Below are 18,641 nucleotides of genomic sequence, written 5' to 3'. Positions count from 1 at the left end.
TTTATCAATTGTTTTTTGAAATTGTTTTCTCAACTGCTCTTCATCAACTTCACCAGCCTGCTTGTTCCCAGCCGGTCAGCCCCCAGCTCAAGGAACCGCTCCGCATCCTCAAAGGAGCGGATGCCTCCGGCTGCCTTGACCTTCACCCCTTCTCCCACATGCCTTTTCAGCAGCTCCACATCCGCAAAGGTGGCTCCGCCGCTGGAAAATCCGGTGGATGTCTTGATGTACTCCGCCCCGGCTCTTGTGACGATGCCGCACATGGCGATCTTCTCCTCCTCCGCAAGAAGGCATGTCTCGATGATGACCTTCAGGGCCCTTCCCTGGCAGGCCTCGTGAACCCTGCGTATCTCCTCCTCGATCTCATCGTATCGCTTGTCTTTAAGAGCTCCCACATGGATCACCATGTCAATCTCCGACGCTCCATTGGCGACAGCGTCCCGGGTCTCATATACCTTTGTCTGCGCGGTGCTGTATCCGTTGGGGAAGCCGATCACTGTACAGATGGGGAGCCTCCCATCCACGTAATCCGCCGCCCGCCTTACATAGGCCGCCGGGATGCAGGCGGAGGCTGTCCCGTAGGCGACAGCGTCGTCCAGTATCTGCCGGATGTCCTCCCAGGTGGCGTCCTGGGCCAGCAGCGTGTGGTCTACATACTTTAATATTTCCAGTCTATCCATTCTCTTTTTTGTCCTCTCTTTCTACTGCTCCCTCTTTTCCAGATTGCCGGGCCCAAAGCCACAGGGCAGCAGGTCCTTCAGCTTATAGACCTGATAGTCCTCCACTCCCCTGGCCAGGATAATCTCAAATTCCTCCGGGGAGCAGAACTCCATCATGACCTGCCTGCACACCCCGCAGGGGGCTGTGTAGTCTGTCGGCACGCCGTCCATGCCTCCCACAATGCAGATAGCCCGGAAGCTCCGCTCTCCCTCGCTGACCGCCTTGAAAAAAGCGGTCCTCTCCCCGCAGTTGGTGGGCGTGTAGGCGGCATTTTCAATGTTGCACCCGGTGTAGATCCTTCCCTCCTCTGTGAGCAGGGCCGCCCCCACCTTAAAGTGGGAGTAGGGTGCGTAGGCCCTCTCTAGCTGGGCCATGGCCGCGCTTATCAGCTCCTGTGTCTGTTCTTTATCCACCTGTCCTCTTTCCATCTGTTCCCTTTCTGTCACTTCTTCTCCTCCCCGCCGGCCTGTTTCTCAGCACGTATCAGCCTGCGCAGCGCCCCCACTGCTGTCCGCACGGCTGTGTCCGTGTCGTGGACCACGGGATTTTCCAGTCCGGCCTTCGCCCGCTCCTGGTTGGCCATGACGAGGAAGCAGGAGCCCACCCTGACGTGGAGCGCGCTGGCCACCACAAAGAGAGCCGCCGACTCCATCTCGGAGGCCAGGCATCCCAGGCGCTTCCAGGCCTCCCACTTGTTCAGGAGCTCATAGCTGACCGGCTTTGTCTCCGGCGCATGCTGTCCGAAAAAAGAGTCCTTGCACTGCACCACGCCCACGTGGCAGGGATACCCCAGCTCCTTCGCCGACTCCATGAGCGCGTTGGTGATCCCTATGTCCGCCACTGCCGGGAACTCGATGGGCGCATATTCTCTGCTGGTCCCCTCCATCCGGATGGCGCCGCTGGCGACCACTATGTCCCCGCTCTTCACATCAAGCTGCATGCCGCCGCAGGTGCCCACTCTGATAAAGGTGTCCGCCCCGGCCATGACCAGCTCCTCCATGGCGATGGCCGCTGACGGACCGCCGATGCCGGTGGAGGTGACACTCACCTTCTCCCCCTCCAGGCAGCCGGTGTAGGTCACATACTCCCTGCTGTCCGCGACCAGCTTTGGACTGTCAAAATATTTCGCGATCTTCGCGCACCGCTTCGGGTCACCGGGAAGGATCACATATCTTCCCACATCCCCCTCGCCCACCTGGGTGTGATACTGTTTCTGTTCATTTTCCGAGTAATTGATCATCGCTTTCACCTCTTTCTGTGCTATAATTTTACATCATAGGTCGAGGTGCTGTCAGTATCTTTTTGAAAGAGTTAAACAGAAAAAAACTCTGTGCAGACTTATTTTTTTCGTCTGCACAGAGTTTTCTTTCTAGCTGCTCCGGCCGTTCTGGCCGTCCCCGCTCCGCTCGGCCTGCCTCTTTCCGCAGAAATATCTGACGAGGAAATACACCGCCAGATATGCTCCGGCCGCCAGGATGCTGTACATCCCCGCATGCTCCCACAGCGCGGCCACGCATAACACGGCTGCTGCGAGAGCGGCTGTCATCCCGCTGATCAGGACAGAGCGGTAAGGCGAGTCTGCACGGTGATCGGCTCTGTCACCCTCCTGCTCTCACAGACAGTCAGGACAATGCCCAAAACCGCAAGTACCGTGACCAGCACAAGCTCCATTACAGTCCGGCTGTCCATAAAGCATCCCCCTCTTTCACCTGCCGCCGGCTCTATGACGGCTCGATCCCTTCCACTTCAAATCTGGTAAGCCACGGATATTCTATGTAATTCACAGCTATTTCCTCCGAGGTCTTCACCCCTTCCGCAGGGTAATACACACTGCCGACCTCGCTCTCTGCGGCCACATAGCCCTTCGCCTCCATGGCTTCCTTTTCCTCTCGGGTAAAACTTACCACGACCTCCTTATACGGAGGCGCGCATCAGCTGGTGTACTCCTCCACGCCAAGCACAAGGTCCTTCCACCCCAGCCTTTCCATATATGCCTTTGCCTGGTCATTCAGCTTTACCATCATCCCGGATCACGCTCCCTTTTTTAATAATATGAGCCAAAGCCTGAACCAAGGCCTGAGCCAAAGCCGCTCATGGCGCTCCCAAGCATAGAAGTCAGCATATCAGCTGCCATCATGTATAAAATGATATACAGGACAAGCGACGAGATCACTTTCACGAGAAAGAACGCATACACTCTCCTGTCATCGTCGCCCTGTGCGACTGCCCGGTAAGCCCCGTACTGGACATAGGGCAGGATCAGGCTGCCGAACACAAGGACAAAGACAGAACCTGTGAGGAAAAACGGAGCCAGTATACCCGCCACGATGGCGATGATCCCGTCGTAGAGCGCCCGGCTTCCCACTACACAGAACATGGCGTTTATATTGGCGCTGCCCTTAAACATGCCGGCAAACACGTTCAGGAGCACTGCCTCCAGGGCATCCACTCCCAGTGTCAAGAGGAGAACGAGAATGACCAGCTTAAAATAGGGCATCTGTATCAGCCCATTTGCAGCTCCAGAAATCCTTGACGCCGCGATCAGGACAATGATAAGGATGACCAGCGCCTTTAAGCCGATCAGCTCCAGCCCCACCAGCGGGGAGTTTCCTGCGGCTATCCTCCTTGTCTCTGTCACAGGGCGTTTCAGGATGGGAAGGACCTCGCGGAACATATTCTGAGCTCCCGCCATGGCCTGCGCTCCCATCTGCTTCATCTGCTGGCTGTTCATGCCCGCCCACTGGGACTGCTGGCCATTGTTCATTCCCTGCCTGTACTGCTGGCCATTGTTCATTCCCTGCCTGTACTGCTGGCCGCTGTTCATTCCTTGGTTATACTGCTGATTGCCACCCACGCCCTGGTTATACTGCGGCTGACCGTACTGCTGGTAATTTGTCCCCTGGGACTGCTGCCGGGGGCCTGCGCTCTGGCTCTGCTGTCCTCCCTGGTAATTCGTGTAGGCTGAGCTCTGGTGCTGATCACCGCTCTGCTGCCAGCCCGCTGCTCCGGGGGCCGCTGCACTCTGGTTCTGAGTTGTACTTTGTTTCTGTGCTGCGCTCTGTTCTTGCTGTGTGCAGTTGCAGACCTCGCCTTCTTCCAATCTTCTTCCGCATTGTGTACAAAATTTTGCCATCTTTTGTCCCCTTCCTTCTCATTTCTGATAGCTTTATTGTAGTAAGATTGTCGGGTCTTGTCAATCTCTACCCGCCGGCATCAGGTGATCTTCCTGCCGGCTCCTGTCCTCCGCAGCAGCCAGACGCACAGGAAGGAGACGGCCGTGATGCTCGCCACAAGCGCCGGCACCGCGATCCAGGCGGACAGGTCACAGGGCTCCATATGTTTTTTGTAGTTGTCCAGGAACAGGATATGGATGAGATAAATCCCAAAGGAGCATCCGCAGAAGAGGTCGATGACTTTTTTCGCCCTCTCACCGGGCCGCAGCTTTCCTCCTCCCAGCCTGAGCATAAAGAGGAAAAACATGGCTGAGGCCAGCACGATAAAGGGCATGCCGTAGGTGAGGGCTCCCTCGTAGTGATCCTCCTGGGCCACCGTCGCGGCCAGCGTGATGCCAAAGGAGGCAGCAAGGCTCACGAGGCATACCGCTGCTGCCACTCTCTGGCTGAGGCGGATGCGGTCCCTGTACTTATAGAGGTAGTAGCCTGCGTACAGGTAATAGACATAGACCCGGTCTCCTATCAGGGGCGGGTCGTAGTAAAATTCGCCGTGCATCAGCCACAGCAGATAGTTGGCGATGACCGTTCCTGTCGTCACCACAAAGAACGCCTTCTCCAGCCTTACGCTGAAATTCCTGCACATCACCTGCAGGAACGGAAGGACCAGGTAAATGGGTATCATGGCATACAGATACCACAGATGCGCTTCCGCCGGCTCATAGAGGATCGTCCGCAGGTCAAAATCCGATTTCATGTAAAAGATATTCCACAGATAGTAGACCAGGCTCCACACCACCAGCACGGTAAAAAAGCGGACGAGCCTCTTCACATGCTTTTCAAGGGGCTCATCTCTCCCCATCAGCAGCGCCCCGGTGATCATGAAAAAGCAGGGCACGCTCACTCTTGCCGCCGTGTCCACCACAAGTGAAAAGAGGTATTCACTGTCCGGGATTTCCCCGTAGCCCCGGCAGAAATAATTGCTCACATGTATGGCGATCACCAGGACAAAGGACACCATGCGTATCAGTTCCAGATTATAATTTTTTTCTCTCATCAGGTTCCTTTCTATGACCCGTCAGTCAAGGATTTTCGTCAGGTCAGTGGCCGGCTTTTGGCAGGTGGCAGGGTCATCCTCCTCAAACTGCTCCAGAAAGGCAATGACCTGGTTTGTCAGGTAGGTGGGGGTGGAAGCCCCGGAGGAGACAGCCGCCTTTCTCTTTCCTCTCAGGAGCTCCACATCCAGGTCGTCCAGGCTTTCTATCATGTGGACCTCCCTCTTCTCCCGCGCGATAGCGGCCAGCTTCTGGGTGTTGTTGGAGTGGGGGTCCCCCACGATAAACACGATATCCACATCCTCGTCCATATTTTTGATAGCCTCCTGCCGTATCTTGGTGGCCGTGCACGTCTCCTTCTCAACGAGTACGCGGGGCAGCAGTCCTTCCGCGTACTCGCACAGCTCCTGCACATCGTACAGAGACATAGTGGTCTGGTTTGTGATGACGTAGGACCTGTCCGCGTCCATGCCATCAAGGTCCTCTTTGCTTGTGATCAGGTGGACCCTTTCTGTGTCGATGGAGACGGCGCCCTCCGCCTCCGGGTGCCCTGCCTTTCCAAAATATAATACCTCAAACCCCTCTCTCAGCCTTGTCTTGATCACATTGTGGGTCTTGATGACATCCAGGCAGGAGGCGTCAATGACGTGGAGTCCCTTTCTTCGGGCCTTCTCAAACACCTGGTCGCTGGCCCCGTGGGCCGTGATGATGACCGTCCCCTCCTCAATCTCATCCAGAAGCTCCAGCCGGGTCTTGCCCGGATGATCGATGGTCTCAATGCCCATCTCCTTCAAGGCATCCACAATGTACTGGTTGTGGACGATCATACCCAGGATGACGATGGGCTTCTTTTCATCCCTTGCCTTTTTTGCCATCTCTATTGCCCGCACAACGCCCTTGCAGTATCCCCTCGGAGTTATCGCTTTGACCTGCATCTTCCTTCTCTCCTGTTCACTCTCTTATATTTCTTCTGATATTTTCCTTTCCGGATTTTATGCCGGTGTTTACAGTGTATCATAATAACGCCAAAGTTTATACCGTTTTCTTACAAAAGGCACATCCCTCAGACATAAAAAAGCTCCCCACAAGGCAGCTCCGGATCTTCCGGTGTCCGCCATATGGGGAGCCTTTCATTTCAAAGGATTTTCATTAGAATTTGCCAGCTTTCTTTGCTTCCTCGATGGAAACGGCAACCGCAACAGTCATACCAACCATCGGATTGTTTCCTGCGCCGATGAGACCCATCATCTCTACGTGAGCCGGTACGGAAGAGGATCCTGCAAACTGAGCGTCAGAGTGCATACGTCCCATTGTATCTGTCATACCGTAGGAAGCCGGTCCTGCAGCCATGTTGTCCGGGTGGAGTGTACGTCCTGTACCGCCGCCGGATGCAACGGAGAAGTATTTCTTTCCTGCTTCTACGCACTCTTTTTTGTATGTTCCTGCAACCGGATGCTGGAAACGTGTCGGGTTTGTGGAGTTACCTGTGATGGAAACGTCAACGCCCTCTTTCCACATGATGGCAACACCCTCGCGCACGTCGTTTGCACCGTAGCAGTTTACTTTGGAGCGAAGTCCGTCAGAGTAAGCAATCCTCTGTACTTCTTTCAGCTCGCCTGTGAAGTAGTCGTACTCTGTCTGTACGTATGTGAAACCGTTGATCCTGGAAATGATCTTTGCAGCGTCTTTTCCAAGTCCGTTCAGGATAACACGGAGAGGTTTCTTGCGCACTTTGTTTGCTTTCTCAGCGATACCGATTGCACCCTCTGCTGCTGCGAAGGACTCATGTCCAGCCAGGAAGCAGAAGCAGTCTGTTGTCTCCTCAAGGAGCATCTTGCCAAGGTTACCATGTCCAAGACCTACTTTACGCTGGTCAGCAACGGATCCCGGAATACAGAAAGCCTGCAGGCCCTCTCCAATCGCTGCGGCGGCGTCTGCAGCTGTCTCACAGCCCTTCTTGATGGCGATAGCTGCACCTGTGATGTAAGCCCAGCATGCATTCTCGAAACAGATCGGCTGAATGCCTTTGATCTGGTTGTATACGTCCAGTCCGGCATCTTTTGTGATCTTCTCAGCTTCTTCCAGTGAAGCAATGCCGTAGCTGTTTAATACTTCATTGATTTTATCAATTCTTCTTTCATATGATTCAAATAAAGCCATTTATGTATCCTCCTGAATTATTACCTTTATTCTCTGCGACAACCTGCTATTACTCTTTGCGCGGATCGATGATCTTCACAGCGTCATCTACACGTCCGTACTGGCCCTTTGCCTTCTCCCAGGCATCGTTCGGTGTATCGCCGTTTTTGATAAAGTCTGTCAGCTTTCCAAGGTTTACGAACTGGTATCCGATGATCTCATCGTTCTCGTCAAGAGCGATACCTGTTACATATCCCTCTGCCATCTCAAGGTAACGGGGACCTTTGGCTAATGTACCATACATGGTTCCAACCTGTGAACGGAGTCCTTTTCCGAGGTCTTCCAGTCCTGCTCCGATAGCAAGGCCGTTCTCAGAGAACGCGCTCTGTGTTCTTCCGTAAACGATCTGGAGGAAGAGCTCTCTCATGGCTGTGTTGATAGCGTCACAGACAAGGTCTGTGTTCAGTGCCTCGAGGATGGTCTTTCCAGGCAAGATCTCAGAAGCCATAGCTGCGGAGTGAGTCATTCCGGAACATCCCAGTGTCTCAACGAGAGCCTCCTGGATGATGCCGTCTTTTACGTTCAGTGTCAGCTTGCATGCTCCCTGCTGAGGTGCGCACCAGCCCACACCGTGTGTAAATCCGGAGATGTCCTTGATCTCTTTAGCCTGTACCCATTTTGCTTCTTCCGGGATCGGAGCCGGTCCGTGATTTGCACCCTGAGCTACCGGACACATCATTTCTACTTCATGTGAATAAATCATTTTAAAACTCCTTTCGATATGCATACATGCCCTTGGCTGCACGTATGGATTTTTTGCAGGGTTGTTATATATTTAACCCATAGCTAAAATTATTTTCTCATAATTTTCGACATTCGTCAATCTGGTTTCAGCAATTTTTCTGCCGGTCCCTCTACTGGTCCAGCTTTATTCCTGCGAGGGCGTCCGCAAAGGCCGTGTTGACCGGCTCATCCTTCTGTCTGTCCAGATATTTCCGGACGTCCCGCCTGCTGACACCTGCCCCCTCTTTCTTTCTGCGCTCTTTGAAGGCGGACAGCTTCTCCTTGTATCCGCAGGAGCAGACAAAGACCTGTCCGTCACCCTGCCCTTTGAGCATCATCTTCCTGTGGCAGTTTGGGCACCGCGCGTTGGAGGTGCGGGCAATGGTCTCCCGGTGGCCGCACTCTCTGTCCTGACACACCAGCATCTCCGCGTTCTTTCCCTTCACCTTCAGCATCCGCTTGCCGCAGACCGGGCATTTCGTGTTGGTCAGATTATCGTGGCGGAAAGTTCCTGTGCCGGTACGGATCTCCTCCGTGACCGCCTGCGCATAGTCCCGGATATCGCGCATAAAAACAGTCCGCTTCAGCTTTCCCTCCGCGATGCGGGAGAGCTTCATCTCCCAGTCTGCGGTAAGCTCCGGCTTTTTCAGGTCTGCAGGGACCAGCTCCAAAAGCTGCTTTGCCTTGGAGGTGAGATAGATCTCGTTCCCCCTTTTCTCCAGGAGAAAGCTTCCAAAAAGCTTGTCCATGATGTCCGCCCGGGTGGCCACAGTCCCAAGTCCGCCGGTCTCTCCCAGTGTCTTTGCCGCCTTCTTATCATGGCTCTCCATGTAGGCAGCCGGATCCTCCATGGCAGCCAGAAGAGTTCCCTCGTTAAATCTGGCAGGGGGCTTTGTTTTCCCCTCCGTGATGACAAGATGGATGTCCCCGATCCGGTCTCCCTTCTCCAGGCCGGGGAGCGACTGGCTCTTCACTTCCTCCTCATCCCCGCTCTCATCTTCCTCATCCGGGCCGTAGATTTCTCTCCAGCCCTCCTTCAGCATGTGCCTTCCCTTTGCGGTGAAGCTCTCCCCTCCGATGGCCGCTGTGAGCTGTATCTCCTCGTACTCTGCCGGCGGATAGAGGACGGACAGGAAGCGTCTCACCACCAGGTCGTATATCCTTCTCTCCTCGTTCGTCATGTGGGTCAGCTCCACATACTGCTCTGTGGGGATGATGGCGTGGTGGTCAGACACCTTTTTGTCATTGACAAAGGCGGCCTTCGGACTTACCTGGACACGCATCACCTTTGCGGCCAGCTTCCGGTAGGGGCCTGCGGCGCAGGCGCCGAGCCTGTCTTTTATGGTGGGCACGATATCGCTGCTGATATACCGGGAGTCTGTCCTGGGATAGGTCAGCACCTTGTGATCCTCGTAGAGCCGCTGCATGATGTTCAGCGTCTCCTTTGGCGAAAACCCGAACTTCTTGTAGGCGTCCTTCTGGAGCTCTGTCAGATCATAGAGAAGAGGCGCATAGGTCTTTTTCCTGGAGGTCCTCACCTCTTCCACGACTGCCTCCCGTCCCTCCAGGTCTCTCTCAAGGCCCTGTATCCTGCCTCTGTCAAAGGTCCTTGTGCTCCCCGAGCTTCTGTCCTTCCACATAAGAGTGATGCCCTTTGCGGACGCCCGCAGCCCGTAGTAGGTCTGGGGGACAAAGCTGCGTATCTGCTCCTCCCTCTTGGCCACAATAGCCAGGGTGGGGGTCTGGACCCTGCCGCAGGAGAGCTGGGCGTTGTACTTGCATGTCAGCGCTCTCGTGGCGTTGATCCCCACAAGCCAGTCCGCCTCCGCGCGGCACAGGGCAGCGTCGTAGAGAGGGTCATAGTCGTGTCCGTCCCGCAGCCGGGCGAAGCCCTCCCGGATGGCCTTGTCCGTGACGGAGGAGATCCAGAGCCTCCTGATGGGCTTTTTATTGCCCGCCTTGGCGAGGATCAGCCGGGCCACCAGCTCCCCCTCCCGCCCGGCGTCGGTGGCGATGATAATTTCCCCCACGTCCTTCCTGTGTATCTGGGCCTTCACGGCCTGGTACTGCTTCTGGCTCTGGCGGATCACCTCCAGCCTGAACTCCTTTGGCATCAGGGGCAGGTCCTCCAGCTTCCAGGCCTTGTATTTGGGGTCATAGTCCTCCGGGTCCGCCAGGGTCACAAGGTGCCCCAGCCCCCAGGTGACGATATACTGTCCGCCCTCGATGGCGCCGGAAATATTTTTCCCGCACTTCAGGACTCTGGCTATGTCCCGGGCCACCGATGGCTTTTCTGCGATAACCAATGCTTTCATCTGTCAGTCTTCTCCTCAGTCGTCTTCTATTCCTCGGGGATTTCTATTGAACGAGCGCCCAGAAGCCGCTGTCAGAGGCAAAGGGACCTATCTCGTCAAAGTCAAAGGGCGCTGTCACCCAGGCGTATCCTCTGTCGTCCTGGCTTTCCGCCGGATAGCGGAAGGAAAGGCCGATCTCCAGCCCGTCCTCGTCCACGAAAAATCCCGGTGTGTAGACGCCGTCCTTTGTGTCTCCGCCAAGGACAGCCTTCATGTCCTCTGCGGTCAGCTCTGAGAGGAAGGTGTCGTCATCTGCCTCATCCTGCATGACCTGCGCCCACTGGCTGACAAAGCTGTCGTCCAGATTGACAATGTCTTTCACCTCGTAGAGAGTTCCGTCCTGGAGGTTCACATTCACGCACCGGAGAGCCACGTGGTAGTCGCTCTCGCTGCCCTCATAGCTGTAATCCTGGAACACTACGCTCAGGAGGGACCTGCTCTGGTAGGTGACCTTGTACTCCACAAAGCTGGCCAGCACCGGATATTCCTCGCCCAGCACCTTCTCCTTCATCTCGTCAGAGGGCTCCAGATACAGTTTGTCAACAGATTCCAGCGCACAGTCCTGGAGCGCCCCGTTCACCTTCTCCTGCACATCCCCGCTCAGGCCCTCCACCTGGGGATAGTACACTTCGAACTGGATGGTGGTGCTGCTCGTATTGTCCGCCGTGTAAATGTAATTGTCCTCCGTCACGTCGTAGCCGCAGTCCTCGTCCACATACTCCGGGATCGCGTTGATGCCGGACTCCTCCTGGCTGTCCTCATCCTGCCCGTAGCCGTCCTGGCCATAGTCCCCGTAAAATTCATCGTACCAGTCCTCTATGGAGGACCCGTCGTCTCCCCACTGGCTGCCGTCCTGCATATACTCGTCCACACCGTTCTCCGCCACGTAGCGCAGCTCATTTGAGATGGCTGCTCCCGCCACGATGGCCAGGACGAGGCAGGCCGCCCCCACGCCGGCGGCAATGTAGGCGCTCTTTCGCCGCTTTTTCTTAATGGGAACAGAGGCCGCCCACATTTCCATGGGGATATACCGCATCCCGCCTGCGTTCTGCTCCGGTGCCGTGTCGTGCATGCCCATGTGGCGGTAAGCGTCCACCGCCCCCGGCGAGGCGTTGACGGTAAACTTCTCCACCCGGTACACCTGGACCGCGAAGGAGCACATCTCCAGCAGGATAGCCTTTCCGACCCCTCTGTGCTGGTGCTCCCGCCTCACAAAGAGGAGGGCGATATGGCCGGTAGGCAGGATAGCCCCCGCCCCCAGCATCTGGCTCCCCTCGAAGGCGCCGAACAGGGCCAGTCCCTCTGTCTGCATCTTTCTCTCTATATTCGGATATCTGATAAACTCCTGAAAAGAAGCCACTCCCTCAGGTGTGTACAGGGGCGCCACATCCTGGGCAAACACATCCCACACAAGGTGGAGGGCGTCCAGTACCTCCTGTCTCTCCAGTCTGCGTATGTTCATAGGGTCTTCCTCCTTCTCTATCGTATCTGTGCCTTTTCCTCTGGCCGGAGCAGCTCCTCCCGCAGCAGGGTCAGCGCCCTGACGACAGCATAGTCTCTGTTCTTGCTGCGGTTTCCGGTAAATCGGAACTCCTCCACCCGGGTCCGGCCCTGCACGCAGCAGCCGATGTACACAAGGCCCACCGGCTTTTCCTTCGTTCCTCCGTCCGGCCCTGCTATGCCGGTGACAGACAGGGCTGCGTCCGCATCTGCCTGGCGGGCCGCTCCCCGGGCCATCTGCGCCGCAGTCTCCGCACTCACTGCCCCCACAGTCTCCAGGGTCCGGTGCTCCACACCCAGGAGCTTTTCCTTGGCCTCATTGGAGTAGGTGATATAGCCCTCTCTGTACACTCTGGAGGCTCCCGGCACATTCATGATCCTGCCTGCCAGCAGTCCCCCGGTACAGGACTCGGCTGTAGTGACCGTCATCTGTCTCTCCCGGAGCAGGTCTACCACGGCCTCCTCCAGAGTGACCTCCTCGTCTGTAGTGTAGATGTAGTCCCCGAAGCGCTTCTCAAGCTCCGCCAGCATAGGCGCCATCAGTCTCTCGGCAGTCTCCTCGTCCGATGCCTTGGCAGTCACCCGGAAATGCACCTCCCCGGTCTTGGCGTAGGGCGCAAGAGTGGGATTGCTCTGGGCTTCCATCAGGTCCGCCACCATAGTCTCCGCCTGGCTCTCACCGATGGAGCAGATCTTCACCATCTTTGAGTAGATGCCCTCCGGCTGCAGTTTATTCAGATAGGGAGCGATGTCCCGCTCAAACATGGGCTTTATCTCGTTGGGAGGCCCCGGCAGCAGGATGGCTGTCTTTCCATTTCCCTTATCCTCCAGGATGATGCCCGGCGCTGTGCCGTTGTAATTGTCCACCACGATGGCTCCCTCCGGGACAAGGGCCTGCTTCCAGTTGTTGGCCGTGATCTCCCGGCCCTGGGCCCTCCTCCTGTCAAAATAGGCCTGTATCCGCTCCCGGGAGTGGGCGTCCTCATAGAGCTCCCTTCCAAACACCTTGGCCGTCACTTCCTTTGTCAGGTCATCCTTGGTGGGTCCAAGGCCACCGCTCAGGATGACGATATCCGATCTGGACAGTGCCAGCCGGATGGCGTCCTCCAGACGCTCCTCATTGTCTCCCACCGCGCTCTGATGGTAGCAGGAAAGTCCCAGAAGGGCGATCTTCTCTGCCAGATAGGCAGCGTTTGTATTTACGATATTCCCGAGAAGTATCTCCGTACCGACTGATATCAGCTCAACGGTCATCCTACATTCCTCCCTTTGTCAGCACTTCCACGTTTTTCGCAATATAGTCAACAAGCGAGACTACCGTGAGGACCAGTGCGATCCAGATGAGCACAGTACCCACTGTGTCGAACACACCTCCCAGGTCCGCGATCAGCACGATCACCATGAACATCTGGGACACGGTCTTGAATTTTCCCCAGTAGCTGGCCGCGATGACAATGCCGCTGTCGGCCGCCACGAGGCGGAACCCGCTGATAATGAACTCCCGCGCGATAATGACAATGACCACCCAGGCCGGAAGCTGCCCGGAGGGGATCAGGCAGATCATGGCAGAACAAACGAGCAGCTTGTCCGCCAGAGGGTCCATGAATTTTCCGAAGTTAGTCACCAGGTTCCGGGCCCTGGCTATCTTGCCGTCCAGCATATCTGTCAGGCTTGCCAGGCAGAACAGGACGAGAGCAATCCACTTGCCGGCTCCTCCCGCCACATCCGTGAGCATAAAAAACACAAAAAATGGTACCATGATCACCCGCAGTACGGTCAGTTTATTTGGCAAATTCATCTTACATCAACTCTCCCATCAAATCGTATTCTGCTGCCCCTGTGACTTTCACCCTGGCAAGATCACCGGACATCAGTTCCTCATCTGTATTTACAAAGATCAGCCCGTCCACGTTCGGGGCGTCCTTGTAGGTCCTGCCCACGTAGACGTTCTCGTCGGCCACCTTTCCCTCGATCATGACCAGCACCTCCCGGCCGATCATGTCTTCTGCCAGGTCAAAGGCAATCTCCTGCTGGAGCTCCATCAGCTCTGCCTGCCGGTCTTCTTTCACTTCCTCCGGGACCTGGCCCTCCATCCCGGCCGCCGGTGTCCCCTCCTCCGGCGAGTAGGTAAAGACGCCCAGTCGGTCAAATTCCATCTGATCCACAAAGTCCATCAGCTCCTCATGCTGTTCCTTTGTCTCCCCGGGAAATCCGGTGATGAGGGTGGTGCGGATGGCGATATCCGGTATCTCTCTCCTCAGCTTCCCGATGATCTCCTCCAGATCCTCCCTGGAGGTGCGCCGTCCCATCCTGCGGAGTATCTCCGTGCTGGCATGCTGGATGGGCAGGTCCAGATAGTGGCAGATCTTTGGTTCCTCCTTCATGACCTGGATGAGATCGTCATCAATCTCCTCCGGGTAACAGTAGAGGATACGTATCCACCGTATGCCGTCTATCTTACACAGCTCCCGCAAAAGCCGGTGCAGAGATTTCTCCCCGTACAGGTCAGTCCCGTAAATGGTGGTCTCCTGGGCCACCAGGATCAGCTCCTTCACGCCGTCTTCTGCCAGGTCCCTGGCCTCCTTCACGAGCCGCTCCATGGGAACGCTGCGGTAATTGCCCCGGATCTTCGGGATGATACAGTAGGTGCAGTGCTTGTCGCAGCCCTCCGCGATCTTCAGGTAGGCAAAATGCCCGCCTGTGGTCACAAGCCGCTTGGTGTCAGGCAGAGGCAGAGCGTCGATATCCTCTATCCGGACGCCCCCTCTTCCCTCCAGGGCCTCCTCAATAGCCTCCACTATTTTGTCGTAGGATGTGGTCCCCAGCACTTCGTCCACTTCCGGTATCTCCTCCAGGATCTCCTCCTGGTATCTCTGGGCCAGGCAGCCGGTGACAATGAGGGCCTTCAAGGTGCCTGTCTTTTTGTATTCCGCCATCTCCAGGATGGTCTGGATGCTCTCCTCCTTGGCGTCGTGAATGAAACAGCAGGTGTTGATGACGATCACATCCGCCCGGGTCTCATCGTCTGTCATCTGGTAGCCCCTGTCTGCCAGCAGGCCGATCATGACCTCCGAGTCCACCAGGTTCTTGTCGCAGCCCAGCGATATAAAAAGCACATTCATAGCTTTTTCTCCTTTCAGTCAGAAAGGCAGATACCTTATAAAATAAAAGCATCTGCCTCATCATTTTCGTCTGCTTATTCTTCAGAGTCCTCTGCAATGATCGTGATCTTGCCGCTGTTCAGCTCATCAATGGCAACGGAGAGAGGCTTCTCACCGTCCTTCGTCTTCACAAGAGGCAGGTCGCCGTCTATCAGCTGTCTGGCTCTCTTGGCTGTCGCCATGACGATGGAGTACCGGCTGTTGACAACCTTTGTCTCGCCCTCCTCCACGTCCTTGTTCACTACTTTCATCAGATCCGTGTATGATGGATGCAGCATATTCTTATTCTCCTTTCAACTCTTCTTTCATATGATCAATAAATGCCTGATTGCGCGTACTCTTCTCGTGCTCCGCCAGGATCACCCCGTGGACTGCCTCCACGCACTCTTCCAGCCGGTCTCTCTCATTGAGGATGATGTAGTCGTAGGACTCCATGAAGCGGGCTTCCTTTGCCGCTGTCTCCATCCTCTCCTCCACCACTTCGGGACTTTCTGTCCCTCTGTCTGTCAGCCTTCTTTTCAGCTCACTGGCGGTGGGAGGCGTGATAAAGATGAGGGGAGTGTCAGGGAATTTCTCCTTCACCTTCAGAGCGCCCTGGACCTCGATCTCCAGTATCACATCTTTTCCCTCTGCGAGCTGCTCCTGCACGTACGCTTTGGGCGTGCCATAGTAATTATTCACGTACATAGCATACTCTATCAGTTCATCTTTCGCAATCATTTTTTCAAATTCTTCCCGCGTTTTGAAAAAATATTCCCTGCCGTTTTCCTCTCCCTCTCTGGGTCCTCTTGTGGTGGCCGAGATGGAGAGCGCATAATTGTCATACTTCTCAAGAAGCCTTCTAAGCACAGTCCCTTTCCCTGCTCCGGAGAAACCGGACAGGACGGTGAGGATTCCTTTTTGCTTGCTCATGTTCATGTCCCCGCTTTTCTATTCTATGTTCTGTATCTGTTCTCTGACCTTCTCGATCTCTGTCTTCAGGTCAATGCCTCTGTTGGAGACTTCCAGGTCGTTTGCCTTGGACAGGATGGTATTTGCCTCCCGGTTCATCTCCTGGGCGATAAAATCCAGCTTTCTTCCTATGCCCGCCTCATCGGAGAGAAGCACGTCCTTCATATGGCTGATATGGCTTTTGAGTCTCACTACCTCCTCGTCCGTGCATATCTTATCTGCAAATACAACTACCTCCGCGGCGATGCGGCTGTCGTCTATCTGGGTGTCCTCCAAAAGCTCCTTCACCTTCTCCTCCAGCTTTTCCCTGTACTCGGCGATGATCTGTGGAGCGCGCACCTCGATGAAGCCTACCAGCTCCATCATGCCGTCCAGCTTCTCGATGATATCCCTGCGGAGATTTTCCCCTTCCAGAGTCCGGGTCTCCACGAACTGGGCGATGGCGCCCTCCATGGCCTTTTTCAGGCAGTTCCATATCTCCTCTTCATCCAGGGCCTGCTCCTCCATAGTGAGGACCTCCGGATACCGGGACAGCGTGGACACGCGGACGTCATTGTCCAGACCGAACTGCTGCTCCATCTCCCTGAGCCTTTCCATATACTCTTTTGCCAGAGACGCATTGTATTTCAGCACCGCCTGCCCCTCAGACAGATCCTCGTAGGTAATAAAAATATCCACCTTGCCTCTGGAGACAGACTGCTTTAAAAGACTGCGGATAGATGTCTCAAAAAAATTCAGCTTCTTGGGCATGCGGATGTTGACATCCAGGTAGCGGTGGTTCACGCCCTTCATCTCCACCGTAAATTTCCGCTCTCCGTCAGCAAATTCACACCGCCCGAAGCCTGTCATACTCTTTATCATTTTGGCAACCTCTTTTTCGCTTTTTGATACTGCATTATTATAATTCATTTCCCCTCCCCCGTCAACTTTGCAAACCCTCCTTTCTGTGGTATACTGTGAACACTTGGTCCTGTGAACACTTGGCACTGTGGACACTTAAAATAGAAAGGATTGTATCTATATGGCTTTTGACGGAATTACGATCGCAGCTGTGACAAAAGAATTAAAGGAGGCTCTGGAAGGCGGGCGGATCAGCAAGATCGCTCAGCCGGAGGCAGATGAGCTTCTCCTGACAGTCAAGACTCCCGCAGGACAGAGGCGGCTGTGCATCTGCGCCAGCGCCTCTCTTCCTCTTATATATCTCACTGACGAAAACAAGACGAGCCCCATGCAGGCTCCGGGCTTTTGCATGCTGCTGCGCAAGCACATCGGCAGCGGGCGCATCATGGGCATCCATCAGCCAAAGATGGAGCGCATCATCCGCTTTGACATCGAGCACCTGGATGAGATGGGAGATCTGTGCCAGAAGACGCTTGTGGTGGAGCTGATGGGAAAGCACAGCAACATTATCTTCTGCGATGACAGCGGCCGCATCATCGACAGCATCAAGCACATATCTGCCCAGACAAGCTCCATCCGGGAGGTGCTCCCCGGCCGGGAATATTTTATACCCGATACCATGCACAAACTGGATTCCCTGACTGTGACACAGGAGGATTTTATCCACGCTCTCAAGGCAAGGGGCGGGCCTCTCTCCAAAGCCCTGTACACCAGCTTTACCGGCATCAGTCCTGTGGTGGCGGAGGAGATCTGTTATCTGGCCGCCCTGGAGTCCCGGATGACGGCAGAGGACCTCTCTGGAGACATGCTCATCCACCTCCACCGGCAGTTCAGCTACTATATGGAACAGGTGCGTCTTGGCTCTTTCTCTCCTGCCATCTATTACGACGGCACGGAACCGAAGGAATTTTCCGCCCTGCCCTTGAGTCATTTCTCCAATTACAGAAGGGAAGAACTTTCTTCCATCTCCCAGGTGATCCGCACCTACTACTCCTCCCGGGAGGCGCTGACCCGCATCAGGCAGAAGTCCGCAGACCTGCGCCACGTTGTCCAGACGGCCCTGGAGAGGAACCGAAAGAAATACGACCTGCAGTCCAGGCAGCTTAAGGACACGGAGGGCCGGGATAAATTTAAAGTCTACGGGGAGCTGATCAACACCTACGGCTACGGCCTGGAGCCCGGCGCGAAAAAGCTCACCGCCCTCAACTACTACACCAACGAGGAGGTCACCATCCCTCTGGACGAACATCTCACAGCCGGTGAGAATGCCCAGCGCTATTTTGCGAAATACAACAAACAGAAGCGGACCTTCGAGGCCTTGAGCCAGCTCATACAGGAGACCCGGGATGACATCCAGTACCTGGAGTCCATCAGCAACGCCCTGGACATCGCCCGGGCCGAGGAGGACCTGGTACAGATCAAGGAGGAGCTGACCCAGACCGGTTATATCCGCCGGCGCAGCACAAAGCAGAAGGTGCGCATCACAAGCCGTCCCTTCCACTACATCTCCAGCGACGGCTATCATATGTATGTAGGAAAAAACAATCTGCAGAACGAGGAGCTGACCTTCCACTTTGCCTCCGGCAACGACTGGTGGTTCCACGCAAAGAAGGTGCCCGGCTCCCACGTCATCGTGAAATCCGGCGGGGATGAGCTGCCGGACCGCACCTTTGAGGAGGCCGGCCGGCTGGCTGCCTACTACTCAAAGAGCCGCGGAAACGATAAAGTCGAGATCGACTACATTGAAAAGAAACATGTGAAAAAGCCCGGCGGCGGAAAGCCAGGCTTTGTCATCTACCACACAAACTACTCGCTTGTCATTGACTCGGATATCAGCGGAATTGAAGAAGTGCGGACGAACTGACATCAGTTCATCCGCACTTCTTTATCTGCAACATATTAACAGGA

The 18,641-nt window shown here is 55.4% G+C and carries 20 protein-coding genes; 1 reads left to right on the top strand and 19 read right to left on the bottom strand.

The annotated features are described in order from the left end of the window. Positions 1-29 precede the first annotated feature (29 nt). The 19 genes from deoC to B5E62_RS01275 all read right to left on the bottom strand — a co-directional run bounded on the left by deoC (position 30) and on the right by B5E62_RS01275 (position 16,694). Positions 30-680 carry a deoxyribose-phosphate aldolase gene (gene deoC, locus B5E62_RS01350; protein ID WP_087172951.1) on the bottom strand — a complete coding sequence of 217 codons (651 nt, stop codon included), beginning with the start codon at positions 678-680 and terminating at the stop codon, positions 30-32. Between the two features lie 21 nt (positions 681-701). Continuing rightward, positions 702-1,148: a cytidine deaminase gene (locus B5E62_RS01345; RefSeq protein ID WP_442911346.1), complete on the bottom strand. Its 447-nt coding sequence runs from the start codon at positions 1,146-1,148 to the stop codon at positions 702-704. A gap of 14 nt (positions 1,149-1,162) precedes the next feature. Further along, positions 1,163-1,960, bottom strand: coding sequence for a uridine phosphorylase (udp, locus tag B5E62_RS01340; protein ID WP_087172950.1), 798 nt, complete (start codon positions 1,958-1,960; stop codon positions 1,163-1,165). Between the two features lie 129 nt (positions 1,961-2,089). Then, positions 2,090-2,242, bottom strand: coding sequence for a hypothetical protein (locus B5E62_RS16865; RefSeq protein ID WP_162610239.1), 153 nt, complete (start codon positions 2,240-2,242; stop codon positions 2,090-2,092). A 32-nt stretch (positions 2,243-2,274) separates the two neighbouring features. Further along, entirely contained in the window at positions 2,275-2,409 is a 135-nt protein-coding gene (locus B5E62_RS17380; RefSeq protein WP_275532569.1) for a hypothetical protein, read from the bottom strand. Positions 2,410-2,441: 32 nt separating this feature from the next. Next, positions 2,442-2,627, bottom strand: coding sequence for a hypothetical protein (locus B5E62_RS16700; RefSeq protein ID WP_143468786.1), 186 nt, complete (start codon positions 2,625-2,627; stop codon positions 2,442-2,444). Positions 2,628-2,764: 137 nt separating this feature from the next. Further along, positions 2,765-3,853, bottom strand: a complete 1,089-nt coding sequence (locus tag B5E62_RS01335; protein WP_087172949.1) for a Yip1 family protein — start codon at positions 3,851-3,853, stop codon at positions 2,765-2,767. Positions 3,854-3,933: 80 nt separating this feature from the next. Beyond that, the gene (locus B5E62_RS01330) at positions 3,934-4,947 is read right to left on the bottom strand and encodes an acyltransferase (RefSeq protein WP_087172948.1); all 1,014 of its coding nucleotides are present in this window, start codon (positions 4,945-4,947) and stop codon (positions 3,934-3,936) included. A 21-nt stretch (positions 4,948-4,968) separates the two neighbouring features. Continuing rightward, positions 4,969-5,880, bottom strand: coding sequence for a 4-hydroxy-3-methylbut-2-enyl diphosphate reductase (locus B5E62_RS01325; protein WP_087172947.1), 912 nt, complete (start codon positions 5,878-5,880; stop codon positions 4,969-4,971). Between the two features lie 214 nt (positions 5,881-6,094). Then, positions 6,095-7,105: a GGGtGRT protein gene (locus tag B5E62_RS01320; protein WP_033125473.1), complete on the bottom strand. Its 1,011-nt coding sequence runs from the start codon at positions 7,103-7,105 to the stop codon at positions 6,095-6,097. A 49-nt stretch (positions 7,106-7,154) separates the two neighbouring features. Next, entirely contained in the window at positions 7,155-7,847 is a 693-nt protein-coding gene (locus B5E62_RS01315) for an iron-sulfur cluster assembly scaffold protein (protein ID WP_033125472.1), read from the bottom strand. A 151-nt stretch (positions 7,848-7,998) separates the two neighbouring features. Continuing rightward, positions 7,999-10,182, bottom strand: coding sequence for a DNA topoisomerase III (locus B5E62_RS01310; protein WP_087172946.1), 2,184 nt, complete (start codon positions 10,180-10,182; stop codon positions 7,999-8,001). Positions 10,183-10,225: 43 nt separating this feature from the next. Next, the gene (locus tag B5E62_RS01305) at positions 10,226-11,683 is read right to left on the bottom strand and encodes a GNAT family N-acetyltransferase (protein ID WP_087172945.1); all 1,458 of its coding nucleotides are present in this window, start codon (positions 11,681-11,683) and stop codon (positions 10,226-10,228) included. A 17-nt stretch (positions 11,684-11,700) separates the two neighbouring features. Continuing rightward, positions 11,701-12,975, bottom strand: a complete 1,275-nt coding sequence (locus B5E62_RS01300) for a competence/damage-inducible protein A (protein WP_087172944.1) — start codon at positions 12,973-12,975, stop codon at positions 11,701-11,703. A 1-nt stretch (position 12,976) separates the two neighbouring features. Beyond that, the gene (pgsA, locus tag B5E62_RS01295) at positions 12,977-13,519 is read right to left on the bottom strand and encodes a CDP-diacylglycerol--glycerol-3-phosphate 3-phosphatidyltransferase (protein WP_087172943.1); all 543 of its coding nucleotides are present in this window, start codon (positions 13,517-13,519) and stop codon (positions 12,977-12,979) included. Between the two features lies 1 nt (position 13,520). Further along, positions 13,521-14,843 (bottom strand): 30S ribosomal protein S12 methylthiotransferase RimO, encoded by a 1,323-nt coding sequence (gene rimO / locus B5E62_RS01290; protein WP_087172942.1) that lies wholly within the window; start codon positions 14,841-14,843, stop codon positions 13,521-13,523. A 74-nt stretch (positions 14,844-14,917) separates the two neighbouring features. After that, entirely contained in the window at positions 14,918-15,160 is a 243-nt protein-coding gene (gene rpoZ / locus B5E62_RS01285) for a DNA-directed RNA polymerase subunit omega (protein ID WP_087172941.1), read from the bottom strand. A 4-nt stretch (positions 15,161-15,164) separates the two neighbouring features. Continuing rightward, the gene (gene gmk, locus B5E62_RS01280; protein ID WP_087173033.1) at positions 15,165-15,794 is read right to left on the bottom strand and encodes a guanylate kinase; all 630 of its coding nucleotides are present in this window, start codon (positions 15,792-15,794) and stop codon (positions 15,165-15,167) included. Positions 15,795-15,812: 18 nt separating this feature from the next. Next, positions 15,813-16,694 (bottom strand): YicC/YloC family endoribonuclease, encoded by an 882-nt coding sequence (locus B5E62_RS01275; protein ID WP_087173032.1) that lies wholly within the window; start codon positions 16,692-16,694, stop codon positions 15,813-15,815. Between the two features lie 160 nt (positions 16,695-16,854). Between B5E62_RS01275 and B5E62_RS01270 the strand changes: the two genes are divergently transcribed. Continuing rightward, positions 16,855-18,597: an Rqc2 family fibronectin-binding protein gene (locus tag B5E62_RS01270; protein WP_087172940.1), complete on the top strand. Its 1,743-nt coding sequence runs from the start codon at positions 16,855-16,857 to the stop codon at positions 18,595-18,597. Positions 18,598-18,641 lie beyond the last annotated feature (44 nt).

The sequence above is a fragment of the Lachnoclostridium sp. An118 genome (assembly GCF_002160985.1).
Classification (GTDB): domain Bacteria; phylum Bacillota; class Clostridia; order Lachnospirales; family Lachnospiraceae; genus Claveliimonas; species Claveliimonas stercoravium.
This window is presented reverse-complemented; position numbering and strand designations above follow the sequence as displayed.